We start from the raw sequence: 15,119 nt of genomic DNA on the forward strand, positions 1-15,119 counted from the left end.
CGAAGTGATCAGCCTCCTTGCGCCTCAGTAGTGAAGGCATCTCCCACAGGTGACTTGGCCGAGCTTCCAGACCTTCCCACTTTCGGACGATGCCCTACTTCTTACAGACAGGCGCAGCCGATGGATGGACTGCCCTCGGCAGGTAGACATATCCGGCTGGAGGCGTAGAGCGGTAGCTTAGATCGGGTGCCTCGGTATGTCTGGTATCGACATCAGCAGTCATTGAACGGCCACAACTTGATGGTGACTCTCAGCCTGCAGCTGTCGTCTGGAGGTGAGCGGCGGCTGTCCGCTCATGACAGGACTGCGACAGTCGCAGATCGCCCCATCGCAGACCTTTGCGTGCTGTCGTCCCAGGTCTGCTTTGCAGAAATTGCAGACAGAGTGGACGCGCAAGCCTGCACTGAGCCAGACAGGGTCTGGCCGCAAGGTTCTAGAACATACTTAAGCGGGGGCTTGAAACCGGAAGCCTGCGGCAGTTTCCGTTCCTGGACACCGACAGCTCAGCTCGAAGCCTTGGCCAGCTGCTGAAGCTCAAGCTGCCTGGCAGCGCTGGCTTCGAGGTTTGCACGCTCTTCATCCAGATAGCGATAAATGCTTTTGAGATCGGCGATTTTCTGTCTGATCTCCGCCATCTTCTTTTCAATGAGTTTGGCGCCGTCAGCACAATCGATCGTCTTGTTCCGCTGCGCATCCAGGATCTGGCCTATTTCCCCCAGCGAAAAACCCATGCTTTGTGCGCGCTGGATAAAGGTCAGATCCTGCAGAGTTTGCGCAGTGTAGACGCGATAGTTGTTGGTTCGTCGCGTCGGCGAGATCAGGCCGATTTGCTCGTAGTAACGCAAAGTATGGCGGCTGGCGCCGCTGCGGGTCTCAAGTTCGCCGATTCTCATGAAAATACCGCTTGACTATAGAGTTAGGTCGACACTCTACATTTGATTTCTCACCTTACCAAGGAGCAGGAGAATGAGCGTGGAGTGCTTTGTCACGGGAGGGACCGGCTTCATCGGTCAACATTTGCTGGCGAACCTGAGTGCCAAAGGTCACACCGTCCGGGTATTGATGCGCCGCCCAGAGCGACTAGCTGCACTGCGAGAGCAAGTCGACCATCTGGGAGGAATTGCCACCCGAGTATTTGCCGTTGCAGGCGACCTGGAGCGTGACAACCTCGGGCTGAATCCTGCCGACCAAGCAGTGCTAAGGCAGGCCAGGGTCGTATTCCATCTGGGTGCTCACTTCGCTTGGGGGCTTTCATCGGAGCATTCTCGTGCGGTCAATGTGGAAGGGGCAAAGCGCGTGGCGCTGTTGGCGGCTGAGCTAAATAGCCGCTTGGTGATGATCGGCGGCTACATGCTGAAGAATCATGAACATCTGCTGCGCATCGGAATTGATCCTCGCCATCCAGAGCTGACCGATTGGCCTGCCGTCTACCGGCACGTCGGTGCTTACGAGGCGAGCAAGCTGGAGGCGCACTTTGCGACACTGCAGGTCATGTCCACCAAGGGCGGGAAAGTTACCGTAGTTCACCCCGCGACGGTCTGTGGCCACAGCCGTACCGGACATATCCTTGACGGTCAGCCGCTGGTGGCACTGATACGCAATCTTGCGCAGGGAAAGCTGGCTGCAGTGCCTGGTACTTCCGAGCATTGGCTGCCACTGGTCACCGTGGATTACCTGGTTGAGTTGGTGGCGGCTTGTGCTTTCGATGCTGCCATGGTGGGCAAAGAACTACTGGCACTTGATGACCAAAGTCCCAACTTGCGAGAGCTGCTGGGACAGGTAGCACAACCCATGGGCCTGAAGCCTCCCAGGCATCATATTTCACTGCGATTGCTGAAGTTGCTGCTGCGTATTCCACCCGTCGCGCGGTTCTTGAATACAGACGCCGAAGCCTTGGACTTTATCCAGACCACTCGCTTTGATACGGCGGCGGTCGAGCAATTTGCCAATAGGCATGGAATAGCCAAACCGGATATACGTCAGGCTTTGCAGCACACTGCAATGTTCGTCAACTCATATTGCATGGCCAAGGACAGGACTGCCTGACTTATTCCCTGGGGCAGCAAACAACATCAAGATCCGAGGTGGTCGTACGAAGCAGGACAGCGCGGTCTCGGGCATGCCGCAGATGTGCGCTTGCATACGCCCGCAAGGGTCTGCAGCACTATTTCGGCACATACGAAAGCATTCATCCAAATGATGTCGGACATGACAACAGATCGCATGGCCGGTCTGGGATGGAATCAATATTCAAGGCCGACCGACAAGACGGTTACCTGCAAGAGAGTTCATCCCCGCGACAAATTGGGTGCGCACTCATGACAACGGCCATAAAGCGTAATTTCATGGCTATCTACCAGAAAACCAGGTGGCGCCATAGGTGCTCACAAATTCGGACTCGGCCAACAGAAGGTCAGCGGGAACAACCCGTTTGACTATGTGAATCTGGTTGGAGAACGCAATGCAGCTGTCCGACTTCAACGGTCCGCGCGAAGCCTCCTGGCAACTCAGGCGCGACGTGGACCTGAGCTCCATCGCCCCCTGAATTGAGCGTGGCCTACACCAGAGACTCCGACGCCGTGTACGCTAGCCATCTCGGCTATTGGGCAACCAATGGCAAGCACTGGCTCAATCCCCAGAGCACGCATTCGATGCGAGCGACAAATCAGCCGGCAACCGCTTTCGAGGGCGTGAGTGAAATGGAGGTCTTGGCCATAAGCCGTCGAAACTGACGCTCAGCGCAGGTATCGGATAGCGGTGAGGAGGTACATGCAACCGAAGGGGTCGCGAGCGATCTTCATCCGAAATGAGAAAAGATGATCCACCCACGCTTGGGAATTACTATCAAGCCAGACTCATGCCCAGTTGCATAGAAGGAGCCTGGTTCTCTCAAGGCTTCATTGATATCGCGCTCCATTTCGGAGGGAATATCCGAGCATCCCTCGTTCATACCGGTCAGCCAGCCGTTTCGAACTATTTCGTCCTTCGGCTCAATGTAGGGTGTTTCCTTCCAGTCACTGTATTCACGAGCTTTATGCCGCCTAGCCTGCTTGGCTTCTCTTAAAGCATAAAGCCCATTCGTGCGAATGTTTTCCAGCGATAGCCCATCCATTTTGTAGACCGCTGCTCCGCAACCTTCTCTGAAGCCGCCGCTGTCCTCGATAAACAGTAGTTCTTCAATCTCGATCGCCTGAGGTAGGTAGCCTTCGTACCAGTAACTGTTGAAGCTTGCACAGCCTCGGGTTACAAGGAGGAACGCAGCCACAATTGAAAGTGCCATCAAACTGAGCTTCATTGCGCCTCTCATATCGCCCTGGGGTAACCCTTCAGTCAAGCCGACCTGCATTCTGCCGTCGGCTTACCTAGTCCGTTAGACACTCCATGTCCGTATCCTTGTACCTGGCCGATCATGCCAACCTCCAGACGCCTTGCAGTGAGATATCGCCGCTCACCTTCAACGACGACGGCTACTACTGGTTCCTTTGCCTCTACCTTGAATCAGCAAACCTCGAACGCCACAAAGGTGAGCTGGTTGATCTTTACGGTGGCGGTGTCATCGAAGGCTATCAACTGCATCGCCTTCGCACCGAGCTCGAGCAAGCAATGCAAGATGTCGCGCATAAGCCGGACTCCTGGCTGGTTCTCGTCAGCTGGCAGGGCGAGAGCATTGCAGTCCAGACTGAAGACTGGCGCAAAGTCGAAAAGCTCGAAGTGCTTCACGTCATCACTTCGCTCCTCGCACTCATCTTGTCAAGCTCCCCTACGCGAAAGATTGTCTGCGATGGTGGCTGAAGCGCCTAACGTCGAACGTCAGTAACTGTCTGCATTGGGCTGAACTGCGACTGTCGCAGTCCGGCCAGGAGCCGACGTCCGTGAATGCCTGTTCCCAGAGCATGAACTTCACGCCTCTGCTGACTCAGTTTCCAGTGCACGAGTTTCTGCAACAGAAGCCTGCATGTACGCGGATGCCAAAGGCGCTCCGCGTGGACACGACCCAATCCGGCGCTATGCCGTGGGAAATCGCTCCGCGATGTCTTCAAGCGGCATCCGCAGTGCGTTGGTCAGATAGCTGACTGTTCGATAGAAACCTGCCAGCATCAGGAGTTCCATCAAGGCGTTCTCGGGGAAGGTGACACTGAGACTCGCCCAGAGTTGGTCGTCGATATCGCAGTGCGAGTGCAATGCATCACAGACGCGAATCAGCAGTTTCTCCTCGTCGCTCCAGCAGGCATCTGCCGCCGAGCCGAGAACGGTCGAGCGAACCTGCTCGTGAGTGAGTTCGGCCAGCTTCGCAAAGCCGGTTACGTGGACCCCCCATTCGTATTCAGAGCGACACAGGGCCGTCGTGCGGTCAATTACGATTTCCCTTTGCCGTATTGTCAAATGACCGCGATCCAACAGACTGCCGGAGAAGAACTTCCTGGCCAGACGAGGATCGCGGGCCAAGGTCGCGAAAAGCCATAGCGGCGGGCGGCCCTTCATGGTCTTGTCGATGCGCTCCGCAATATCGGACTCAAAGGGGGGTTGTGCGGGGGCGATGCGTGCTGTCATGTATTGCCTTCCAAAAAGTGCAGGTTGGAGCAACCGCCAACCGGTGCCCCTAACCTGAAGTTCAGGCTATATTGAGTGCTGTATAAAGTAAAGCGCACATATGACACCAGTTATTGACAAACCAGTCCGAGGCTCCAAGTCAGGACGCCCCCTCATGGTCGTCCTGGATCTGCTAGGAAGACGGACTACGCTGCGGATTCTTTGGGAGTTGCAGTCCGGCTCGCTGACGTTCCGCGCTTTGCTGGACGCTTGCGAGACAAACACCCGTCTATTGAACATTCGACTCGGCGAACTGCGTGAGGTGGGCTTGGTGGATCACGCGGAGGGGGGTTACCGGCTCACGGAAGAAGGCAGGAAGCTGGGAAGTGCCCTCAAACCCCTGACACAGTGGGCCGATCAATGGGGGCATCGGATGCGAGATCAGACCAAAGCCGACGCAGCGGCCTCTGATTCTGCCGACTAAACTGTGGATCCTCCTCAGATTTCGTGCAGGCAAAGGAAGGCATCCTCTGCGCATCTAGCACTGAACCTGCTTTTTTGGAATTCCGCTTAGGAACTGAGGACATCGGCTGCCAAAGCGCTGAGGCGGTGACCAGCCCCAAGCAGCAACCTGAGAGAAAGCCATCCAGGCCTGCCCCCGGCCGAACGCTCCATTCACTTGCGGCCCTGAAATCAGGCGCAGGACGATTTGGCGCTCACATCGAATGTCTGCCCCAGGAATTCATGACGCCCGCAGCCTCCCTGCCATGAGCTAGCCTGAGGGGTTTGAAACGAATAATTTCCGATCAATCCAACGTGAACTTGCTCGCGGCCTAATCAACCCACAGCACCTCAAACTGCTGTCGGACCGGAGCGACCTGTATCGACACCTCATCACCTTCGCACTTACCCAGCATAGCCCTGCCCAAGGGGGCTTTGCTGCTGATGACCTGGATGAGTGCAGCGCCGTTGAACAACTTCATGTTCCCCCCATCCGGGCCGAGAAAGATCTGTTGTTGCGTGTCGTCTGAATCCACCAGGCAGATCAGTGCGCCGAGTTGTATGCCTTTGCTGGCGTTGTAGGGCTGCGGGCGGAACTGGCGCCAATTGGCCATCGCTTGGCGGATGGCTTCTGCGCGACGCGCTTGGCCAGCAGCCAGGTAGGAAGCTTCGAGACCCAATGTGTCGTATTTGTTCTCGGCGATATTTTCCTCATGGGTCGCCGCCTCATGGGCAACCCTCGCTGCCTGCTCGACTTGCAGAAGATCCTCGGCGAGCCGTTTCAGCACCTGCTGCTGCAACAACAATTTATCCATAACGAAAAGTAAGCATCTCGAACAAGCTGGAGGTCTTGATTATGAAGGGCCCCTCCTCCTTTCGACGCTTCTATTGGCTACAGGTCAATGGGTTGCCGGCGCCCGCCCCGCATCCGTGTCCATCACTTGGCCAGCAGTTGCCAGACCGAGCTCCCACGGACTGCATTGAACAAATACACTGCTTTTCACTCTGCCTCGGGTGATGGCAGCCTCCAAGGCCTTGCTTCAGGCAGAGTCCGGATCTCGACTTCAAACGCTACTCAATAGAACTACCCAGGAGACCTCAATGAACCGTCGACTGATACTCGCCTCAATTGCCGCCGTAGGTGCGCTCACCACCATGGCAACCGCTCGCGCAGAAGCAGCTTTCCCGCAAAAACCCATTACCTTTGTCGTTCCCTATCTGGCTGGAGGAACGACCGATCTTGTGGCACGAGTCGTGGGTGAGCACATGGCACGCACGCTGGGTCAGCCGGTGGTGATCGAGAACAAGCCTGGTGCCGGAGGCAATATCGGCATGGATGTCGTGGCAAAGTCCAAGCCCGACGGCTACACGATCGGTTTCGGAGCCATCTCCACCAATGCGCTCAACCCGCACATCTACAAATCGATGGCGTTTGACCCCTGCAAGGATTTCACGGCGGTTTCCATGCTGGGCTACTCCACCATCGTGCTGGAAGTGGGCAAGAGCTTCCCGGCAAACAATGTGCAGGAGTTCATCGCCTACATCAAAGCGAACCCTGGCTTTCAGTACGGTACTGCCGGCACCGGAACCAGCATGCACCTGGCTGGCGTGATGTTTGCGCAAATGACTGGCCTGGATACTGTCCATGTGCCCTATAAAGGCAGCGTACCGGGTATTACCGACATGCTTGGTGGCCACCTACCCGCCATGTTTGATAACCTGCCCGCTTCCCTGCCACACATTCAGGCAGGCAAGCTCAAAGCGCTGGCCGTGGCAGGCAGCGAGCGCAGTCCATCGTTGCCCAATGTGCCGACAATCGCGGAGAGCGGTCTCAAAGGCTACGCAGTCGATCCATGGTTCGGCGTATATGGCCCAGCCAAGCTAGATCCAGCCATCACAGCCAAACTCAATACCGCCATCAACCAGGCCCTGAGCGATCCCGCCGTCAAGGACAAGCTGGTGCAGGCCGGATTCACCCCCAAGGGGTCTGCTGCCCAAGGCTTCGAAGCGCTGACACAGTCCGAATACAAACGACTGGGCGAAGTGGCACGCAAGGCCCAGATGCAGGTCAACTGACGGCGCAGCCTCCAGACGCCTGGCAACAGAGAACCGAAGCCGGGCCTCTCAGCACCTGGACACGCTCCAATGACAAAGGTTTTTTCGCACAGTAGTTGAAATAACCGCCGGACGAATGCGTAGACCATCCAGGTGGGCTTGCCTTCCGCGAGGAAAGCGCGCATGAACAAGCTGTTGACACTGGTCTGCGCCTCTTCCGCGCGCACACCCGAGGTGCAGCGCAAGGCTTCAGAGAAGGTCTGAATGCCTTGTCCGTCCATTTGGTCGCGAGTGACCACGAATAGCGCCGGCGGGGTCTCGCGCAGGTCGGTGTCGGTCTTGGTGCCGGTAGCCGCCCGCTTGGCAGTCCAGTCCACAACGGGACTGGTGACGGCTTCACGCTCGGCTTGCGCCGTCGTCGGCACCTCACCCAGGGTGGCATCGTGCCCTGTTGCAGCGCCTGGTATCGCTACGGGCACGTAGCCTGCCACTGCAGGCAGAAGCGATCGATAGAGAAGTTACGCGCGAGCCAAATAGCCAAGCAGTCGGCTCCGATGACGAAGTTGCCGTTCACGACAGACGGCGCTCCAAAACTGATGTTGGTGCCGGAGGCTGCTCAAGCAGCGGACCGTGATCGGCAACCATAAGCCCCGTAGCGTTAATAAATCCAGGGAAGGCGCTTCTCGACCGAAGCCACTTCTCTTTTTTTGAACCTCAACGAGTGAGTTCCGCAAAGCTGTGCAAAAGCGATCAGCGCACTTCCTGCATTGCTCGATAGGCCACCTCAAAGCGGGGGTCCAGCATGGCACCTACATTGCAGCGCGACCAAGGCGATGTCTGGCTCGGATTGAGGTTGAAAACATGGCCCGGGGCCATGGTGACTTTGTGGGCGAGCAAGCGCTCGGCCAGACGCACGGCATCGGGATTGCCGGGGAACGTGGCCCAGAGGTAAAGCGATTGAGGGTTACGCACAAACACCTCGCACTCGTGCATCTCCAACCAATCCAGCGCCTGCTGCGTTGCCTTACCCAAACGCTGGCGCAAGCGCACGAGATGCCGCTCGTAATGGCCTTCGCGGAGCATCACATCGACCATGCGCTCGCAGTATTCGGACCCGCTTACATGGATCAGCGATCGCAAATCTGCCAGGTCGCTGGCCAAAGCATCGCTGCAGGCGATGAATCCCACGCGAAGGGCTGCAGAAAACGACTTGGAAAAGCTGCCGATGTAGATCGTGCGTTCCAGCTGGTCCAGCGTGGACAAACGCACTGACGAGGTCGGTTTGAAATCGGCCAATGGGTCGTTCTCTACCAGCAAGAGGTTATGCCGCTCTGCAAGCTGCAGGACGCGGTAAGCCTTGGCAGCGCTGATGTCCGAGCCAGTGGGGTTGTGCGCCAGAGACTGGGTAAAGAACAAGCGCGGACGCTCGGTCAACAGCAACTGCTCCAAAGCCTGGACATCGGGTCCATCGGCTTGCCTGGGGACTCCCAGCACGCGCGCTCCTGCCAGCTTGAGCTTGCCGAACAGCAGGTAGTAGCCGGGATCGTCCACCAGCACCGTCGCGCCAGGCGGAACGAAGTAGCGAATCACCAGATCCATGGCTTCATTCGCACCTTGGGTCAGGACCAGTTGCTGAGGTGTGACTCCCAGGCCGAACACGCCCAGCTTGCGCACCAGGCTGTCGCGCAGCGGCGCATAGCCGAAGCGGCTGCCATAGCGAAACAAGGACCCTAGACCGGTTCGCACCACTTTCTGGTGATAGCGATCCATGCGCATATCGGCCAGCCACTCTATGGGCGGAAATCCATCGCCAACCGCGACAGCATCCGGCTGGGTCTTGAGTTGCTCGCGCATCAACCAGACCACATCCATCGCACGGTTGAGCTGGCCTGCGTCCTCATCCTGAGGTGCATGGCGTGCCTGCGCTTGAACATAGAACCCAGAGCCGCGCCGGGACTCCACCAGACCGCGTGAGACCAAAAGATCAAAGGCTGCCACCACGGTGTTTTTGGCGTAGCTGTGCAAATGCGCCAGCTCACGCAAGGACGGCAGCTTGTCCCCTGCACGATACACGCCATCGGTTATTTGCTGCCCTATCAAATCGGCCAAACGCTCTGCAATAGGGGCCTGACGCTTGCTACCACCCGCCATTCAAGTCTCCTGGATCGTGAGCCGCCAGTATGTATGCAGATGGGTCCAATGTTGCATTGCGGCAGTACTGTTCTTGCAAACTGTACCTGTATTAAAAGGTACAGTTTGAATAAATTCTCGGCCAACCGTCCCCTTGTATTGATATCCAGATTTGGATTTGTAGGAGTTTTCATGGCCGTCGATTCGCGTCTTCCCAATTTCCGAGCTCTCACCCCCGCACAGCGCTGGGAGCATGTCGCCACCGCATGCAATCTCAGTGCCGAAGAGCGCAATCTACTGACCCAGGCGGGCGCCCTGCCCGCCACCTTGGCTGACGGCATGATCGAGAATGTGGTGGGCACGTTCGAGCTCCCCATGGGCGTCGCAGGCAACTTCCGCATCAACGGTCGCGATGTGCTGATTCCGCTCGCAGTGGAAGAGCCCTCCATCATCGCTGCTGCTTCATATATGGCCAAGCTGGCCCGTGAAGACGGAGGCTTTGAAACGTCGAGCACCTTGCCGCTGATGCGTGCGCAGGTGCAAATCGTCGGCATCAGCGACCCCTATGGTGCAAGACTGGCGTTGTTCAAGGCCCGCGATGAGATCCTCGCGCAAGCCAATAGTCGAGACAAGGTGCTGATCAGCCTGGGCGGTGGCTGCAAGGACATCGAAATCCACGTCTTCCCCGATTCTCCACGCGGCCCTATGGTCGTGATGCACTTGATCGTGGACGTGCGCGACGCCATGGGTGCCAACACCGTGAACACCATGGCCGAATCAGTCTCGCCACTGGTGGAGAAAATTACTGGTGGTTCGGTGCGCCTGCGCATTCTCTCGAACCTGGCAGACCTGCGCCTGGCCCGTGCTCGTGTACGCCTGACACCGCAAACCTTGGCCACCAAAGAGCGCAGCGGCGAAGCAATTATTGAAGGCGTGCTCGACGCCTACACTTTCGCCGCCATTGATCCCTACCGCGCCGCCACCCACAACAAGGGCATCATGAACGGCATCGACCCCGTCATCGTTGCTACAGGCAACGATTGGCGCGCGGTCGAAGCCGGTGCCCATGCCTATGCCAGCCGCAACGGCCAATACACCTCGCTGACGCACTGGGAAAAAGACAATGCCGGCGCCTTGGTGGGAACGATTGAGCTGCCCATGCCCGTGGGCTTGGTGGGCGGTGCCACCAAGACCCATCCGCTGGCGCGCCTGGCGCTCAAGATCATGGAGGTGAAGTCTGCCCAGGAACTGGGCGAGATTGCCGCCGCCGTGGGTCTGGCCCAGAACCTGGGTGCTTTGCGCGCGCTGGCCACCGAAGGCATTCAGCGCGGCCATATGGCACTTCATGCTCGCAATATTGCGCTGGTCGCAGGAGCCGTGGGTGAAGAAGTAGAGATCGTCGCCAAGCGCCTGGCTACCGAGCATGACGTGCGCACCGATCGCGCACTGGAAGTGCTGCAAGAAATTCGCGCCCAGCGCTAAGCATCCTCAGCCTCGCCAGGCACATCCGGGCGAGGCTTTTCTTACCCGAAACGGGAACAACAACAAGCAAGGAGACAAGGCTATGAGTTCCGACAAGCAAGCCTCGCACTGGCAACTCGCTGAGGTCTGGGGTGATACCGTTGACCTCAAGCACCTGAGCTGGTCCATCCTGATCGGCATCGGCATCAGCGTGCTCGGCTTTTTTGCAGCCAGCCGTTGGCTAAGCTCGGTGGTCGAATCCAAACAGCTGGCTCATGCCTACGCCATGCTCGCTGGCCTGGCCGGCTGTGTGCTCGCTGGCGTTATTTGCGCCCGCATCTTCCCTCCCAAACGTGTGGTGACCGAAGAAGACATCTCCAGCAACCCTGAATGGCGTGCCGAAGTGCTGCGTGAGCTGGAGCAGCAGCCCGGTGGTCTGGGTTCTGTGTCTGACCTGCCCCCAGTCGTGGTGCAGGAGCTCAAGGAACTCAAGCTCTATGAGCTTTTCGTCACGCCCGGCACATCCAGAAGCCGTGATGGCCAGTAACCCAAGGAGTACACGGCATGGATCCTCAACTCATTGAACAAATCGGCGTCGCTGCGGGCATGGGCCTGATCGGCGCCATCGTCTTTGCTGCAATCGGACTGGTTTCCGGCACCGACGAAACCACGACACTCGCACCACTCACCCTGCTTGTCGTTTTGCTCGGCGTTCCGCCTGCAGGCGTCTTTACCTTCTTTCTGGCTGGTGCCGTTGCCAAGCACATGACCCATGCCGTTCCGACAGCGCTGCTGGGCATTCCCGGAGATACACTCGCCACGCCTTTGCTGCAGGATGCAGACTTGCTGCGCAAGCTTGGCGTGCCACATATTGCTTTACGCAAAATGGTCTCGGGCGCCATCGTCGCGGCCTTTGTTGCCGTGCCGCTGGCGGTGCTGTTTGCCGTGATGTTGGCGCCGTTCGGCTCAACCATTACCAAGACTGCACCCTGGATTTTTCTGGCCGCAGCCGTGCTGATTGCTTATTTCTCCAAAGGCCGCTGGGGGGCAATTGCTTTGCTCGTGCCTTTTGTGGTGGTGATTCTGGCTCTGCAGGCACTGACTGCCAAGTACGACACCAAGCTCAGCATCAGCTACTTCCTGGGTATCGCCATTGGACCTCTGGTTGCCGATCTCTTTACCGTCATGGCGCCCGCAGGCCGCAAGAGCATGTTGCGCGACAAGGTTCGCCAGTTCAACCTGGCTCCTGATGTCAAAGGTTGGTCGGGCTATTTCCCCAACCCGCTCAAGGTGCTGGATAGAACCCAGACCCGTTGGACGTTGACGACTGCCGCCATTTCCAGCGCAACCTTTGTGTTCAGCCCTGTGGCCATGACCGTGGTGCTGGGCGAGTTGGTGGGCTCTCGCATCAAACACGCTTATCACCGCCTGACCACGGTGCTGAGCGCTCGTAACGGCGTGACAGAAGCCACCTATATTGCCGAAGCGCTGATCCCGCTGATCGCCTTTGGCTTGCCCTTGAGTCCTGTGGCTGCCGGCCCTGCCGCACCGTTGTTCAATGCACCTCCACGCTTTACGGTGGATGCTGCTACGGGCCAGACCCACAATCTGCACAACCTGCTGAGCCACTGGGAGTTTCTGGGCTACGGCATGTTGTCGGTGTTGCTTGCCGCAGTGGTGTCCTATCCGTTTGCAATGAACTACGCGCGCCGTGCTGCAATGTTTGTATCGCGCAAAGTCAGCCACGAAGCCATCATTGCCACCTTTGTCGGCCTGATCATCGTGATCAGCGTCTGGGAAGGCGGTCTGCTGGGTCTGCTGGTGATCTTGACCATGGGCCTCATGGGTGGCTTGCTCTCCCGTACCTTCGGTTTTAACACCGGCGTGCAGTTCATGGGCTATTACACAGCCGTGCTCAGCGTTCCTGCGCTGCTCAAGCTGTTCTGAAAGCGAGAGCAGCAATGTCGAATGCATCAGAGCGCCGGGTCAAGATCGTGGAAGTCGGGCCACGCGACGGCCTGCAAAACGAAAAGCAGCCTGTGCCATTGAATGCCAAGGTCGAGCTGATCAACCAGCTCAGCCGCGCAGGCCTGCGCTTTATCGAAGCGGCTTCGTTTGTGTCGCCCAAATGGGTTCCGCAAATGGCCGGCAGCGCCGAAGTGATGACCTTGATCGAACGTAGCCCTGGAGTTTGCTACAGCGCACTGACGCCCAATCTGCAAGGACTGGAAGCTGCTCTGACTGCTCGCTGTGACGAGGTGGCGGTCTTTGGTGCGGCTTCGGAGACCTTCTCGCAACGCAATATCAATTGCAGCATTGCGCAGAGTCTGGATCGCTTCAGACCTGTGGTGAAGAGGGCGCTGGAGACCGGTGTCCCTGTGCGTGGCTATGTGTCCTGCGTGTTGGGCTGTCCCTATGAAGGTTATGTTGCTGCAGAGGCGGTCTTGCAGGTTGCGCAAGAGCTTTTGGCCATGGGGTGCCATGAGATTTCTCTGGGCGATACGATTGGCCGCGGCTCGCCCAAGTCCACACGCAAGCTGTTGGAAGTCTGCCTCAGGGACCTTTCCAGCGCGCGCCTGGCGGGCCATTTTCACGACACCTATGGTATGGCGGAAGCCAATGTCTGCACTTCGCTGGAGATGGGACTGCGCATTTTCGATAGCTCTGTGGCGGGCCTGGGCGGCTGCCCCTATGCCCAGGGAGCCTCAGGTAATCTGGCCACCGAAAAGCTGGTCCATGCCTTGCATGCCATGGGCTATGAAACCGGCGTAGATATGTCCGGGGTTCAAGCCGCAGGTCGCTATATCCGGCAAGTGTTGAGCGATTTGCATGGCCAGCAAGTGGTGCAGCGCTGAAACCTGCGCTCTACATAAACACCAGCGCAAAAAGGCCTTGAGATCTCAAATCTCTCGGCCTTTTTCTTTGAAGGCGTCAACGGCCGCTGTCAGATCAAGTCCCGACTTCTACACGCAAGTCTGCCATGCGCTGCAGCAGTCGTTGGTGTCTCTGAGATGAATTGCCTCGACCCGCCAGAAGCACTCACCAGAGAGAATGGCTTCAAGGACTGCTCCTGGCCGAACTGCGACCGTCGCTGTTCGACCCAGAGCGAACATTGGTAGGTACTTTGCAGCCTTCAAGTTAAAGTGCAACTCAGTTCTGGAAGAACGTCGCGGTGCACCGATCGCCAACCAAGATTGCAGGCCACTTCTGCAGGCGGCCAAGCTCAAACATCAGGCCACTCAAGATATGAAGCTAGGTTTTCACGCGAGCATCTGCGACGAGTCCACCCGAAGTCTCGCTGATGCACTTCGCCCGCTCTTTGACAAGCTATCTGAACAACTGTCGGGCGAGTACGGCGGCCCAATGGAGCATCTTTGGATTGACGTAGAGTTGCTCGTAGGCTCTGCAAAGCCAGATGGCCAGCCCCGACATACTTTTCGACTACAGAAGCGTGTCTCTGGCAGAGGCCATTTTGGTCTTCCAGCCATACCAGACAGGTTCAATGTTGGGCACTATAGCGTTCGACCAGATTTTTCGTTTTTGGCCACTCATTCAACTGAAGAGTCGGTATCGCACATAGTTCAACTCATTTATGAGTCTCTGACGGCGCTTGAATCCAAGCGGCGCAGGGTTGGTGACTTAGACATTAGGCTACTTCGCGAACGCTTCGTGTATTCATGCAAAGAACTTGGCGTTTCGATTCAATCCAGCTAACCAGCCATCAAAAGTGCAGTCGCATTTCTGCGCAGTACCTGTGGCCCAACTGGCTGGTTAAGCCGACTCGCACAAACTTCAGTTGCGTGTACCCTCCGGCTTCGCGCTATGGTGCAGCTTACCGCAAGCGTTGTTCTTCCCCATTGACGTTTTGATAGTGGCTGCCTCTGGCTGTCTTTCACCTCGATTACTGCGATGACCGGCCCATACTCATCAACAGAGTCGATTGTGGTGCGCCTCCAGCCCAGCGCCAGACAACTCACCTCCCCTCTTGCTGAGGGACAATAAAACTAAGCGTCGCGGTATAGCGTACATCGCTATATTTCTTACCGCCCACAGCAACCACTGCATCATTGACACGAGCCGATACCTCAAGCACATACAGGCCAGGGAAAGACGGCGTGAAGCTCACCGTACCGTCCTTTGACGGGGTCAGTGAACGGCGCCATCCTTCCCCCGTTTCGATATTCACTTGACTGGCTGCAACAGCTCGCCCCTTGAATATCAATCGAAAGGTGTTTCCGTCAGGGTGGGTCGGAACCAGCTCCAAGTCGTTCCTGGCCTGAATGTCCTGGCGACCGTAGCGAGCTTGATAGTAGGTAAGAACTCCATCATCGAACCCGGTTGCAGAGAAGCGCAGATCGCTGAATGGTGTTGATTTCCACCCAGAAGTGACCCACTAGCCCCCGGTTTTTCCATCTCAATCTGACCCACGCATTAACCCTAGC

14 protein-coding genes and 1 pseudogene are annotated in these 15,119 nt (G+C 57.4%); 9 read left to right on the forward strand and 6 right to left on the reverse strand.

Annotated features, from left to right (window positions below):
• Positions 1-503: 503 nt before the first annotated feature.
• Positions 504-893 (reverse strand): MerR family transcriptional regulator, encoded by a 390-nt coding sequence (locus JAO85_RS22090; protein WP_012839044.1) that lies wholly within the window; start codon positions 891-893, stop codon positions 504-506.
• Between the two features lie 73 nt (positions 894-966).
• Here JAO85_RS22090 and JAO85_RS22095 point away from each other — a divergent pair, with 73 nt between their 5' ends.
• Positions 967-2,046, forward strand: coding sequence for an SDR family oxidoreductase (locus tag JAO85_RS22095; RefSeq protein ID WP_041744243.1), 1,080 nt, complete (start codon positions 967-969; stop codon positions 2,044-2,046).
• A 403-nt stretch (positions 2,047-2,449) separates the two neighbouring features.
• A complete protein-coding gene (locus JAO85_RS25690; protein WP_237734954.1) occupies positions 2,450-2,545 on the forward strand; it encodes an OprD family porin in 96 nt (31 codons plus the stop codon).
• A 252-nt stretch (positions 2,546-2,797) separates the two neighbouring features.
• Here JAO85_RS25690 and JAO85_RS22105 read toward each other — a convergent pair whose 3' ends face one another.
• Complete coding sequence (locus JAO85_RS22105; RefSeq protein WP_202789039.1) at positions 2,798-3,295, reverse strand: hypothetical protein; 498 nt, start codon at positions 3,293-3,295, stop codon at positions 2,798-2,800.
• An 86-nt stretch (positions 3,296-3,381) separates the two neighbouring features.
• On the opposite strand from JAO85_RS22105, the gene JAO85_RS22110 reads away from it, so the two are divergent.
• Complete coding sequence (locus tag JAO85_RS22110) at positions 3,382-3,792, forward strand: hypothetical protein (RefSeq protein WP_202789040.1); 411 nt, start codon at positions 3,382-3,384, stop codon at positions 3,790-3,792.
• Between the two features lie 213 nt (positions 3,793-4,005).
• Here JAO85_RS22110 and JAO85_RS22115 read toward each other — a convergent pair whose 3' ends face one another.
• Positions 4,006-4,551, reverse strand: a complete 546-nt coding sequence (locus JAO85_RS22115; RefSeq protein ID WP_202789041.1) for a carboxymuconolactone decarboxylase family protein — start codon at positions 4,549-4,551, stop codon at positions 4,006-4,008.
• 154 nt (positions 4,552-4,705) lie between these two features.
• Between JAO85_RS22115 and JAO85_RS22120 the strand changes: the two genes are divergently transcribed.
• Positions 4,706-5,014 carry a helix-turn-helix domain-containing protein gene (locus JAO85_RS22120; RefSeq protein WP_003066572.1) on the forward strand — a complete coding sequence of 103 codons (309 nt, stop codon included), beginning with the start codon at positions 4,706-4,708 and terminating at the stop codon, positions 5,012-5,014.
• A gap of 349 nt (positions 5,015-5,363) precedes the next feature.
• On the opposite strand, the gene JAO85_RS22125 is transcribed toward JAO85_RS22120, so the two are convergent.
• Entirely contained in the window at positions 5,364-5,846 is a 483-nt protein-coding gene (locus tag JAO85_RS22125; RefSeq protein WP_202789042.1) for a GreA/GreB family elongation factor, read from the reverse strand.
• A gap of 286 nt (positions 5,847-6,132) precedes the next feature.
• Here JAO85_RS22125 and JAO85_RS22130 point away from each other — a divergent pair, with 286 nt between their 5' ends.
• Positions 6,133-7,107, forward strand: coding sequence for a tripartite tricarboxylate transporter substrate binding protein (locus tag JAO85_RS22130; RefSeq protein ID WP_202789043.1), 975 nt, complete (start codon positions 6,133-6,135; stop codon positions 7,105-7,107).
• 729 nt (positions 7,108-7,836) lie between these two features.
• On the opposite strand, the gene JAO85_RS22135 is transcribed toward JAO85_RS22130, so the two are convergent.
• On the reverse strand, positions 7,837-9,237 hold the full coding sequence (locus tag JAO85_RS22135) for a PLP-dependent aminotransferase family protein (RefSeq protein WP_202789044.1): 1,401 nt from the start codon (positions 9,235-9,237) through the stop codon (positions 7,837-7,839).
• Positions 9,238-9,408: 171 nt separating this feature from the next.
• On the opposite strand from JAO85_RS22135, the gene JAO85_RS22140 reads away from it, so the two are divergent.
• From JAO85_RS22140 to JAO85_RS22155, 4 genes are all read left to right on the forward strand, one after another.
• Positions 9,409-10,698: a hydroxymethylglutaryl-CoA reductase, degradative gene (locus tag JAO85_RS22140; protein ID WP_003066590.1), complete on the forward strand. Its 1,290-nt coding sequence runs from the start codon at positions 9,409-9,411 to the stop codon at positions 10,696-10,698.
• Between the two features lie 82 nt (positions 10,699-10,780).
• Entirely contained in the window at positions 10,781-11,224 is a 444-nt protein-coding gene (locus tag JAO85_RS22145) for a hypothetical protein (protein WP_003066592.1), read from the forward strand.
• A gap of 17 nt (positions 11,225-11,241) precedes the next feature.
• Entirely contained in the window at positions 11,242-12,624 is a 1,383-nt protein-coding gene (locus tag JAO85_RS22150; protein ID WP_003066594.1) for a tripartite tricarboxylate transporter permease, read from the forward strand.
• A 14-nt stretch (positions 12,625-12,638) separates the two neighbouring features.
• Complete coding sequence (locus JAO85_RS22155; RefSeq protein ID WP_202789045.1) at positions 12,639-13,532, forward strand: hydroxymethylglutaryl-CoA lyase; 894 nt, start codon at positions 12,639-12,641, stop codon at positions 13,530-13,532.
• A 1,118-nt stretch (positions 13,533-14,650) separates the two neighbouring features.
• On the opposite strand, the pseudogene JAO85_RS25695 reads toward JAO85_RS22155, so the two are convergent.
• Positions 14,651-15,034: pseudogene (locus JAO85_RS25695) on the reverse strand (hypothetical protein); the annotation flags it as partial.
• Positions 15,035-15,119: the final 85 nt, after the last annotated feature.

The organism is Comamonas sp. NyZ500 (assembly GCF_016772095.1).
Classification (GTDB): Bacteria; Pseudomonadota; Gammaproteobacteria; order Burkholderiales; family Burkholderiaceae_C; genus Comamonas; species Comamonas thiooxydans.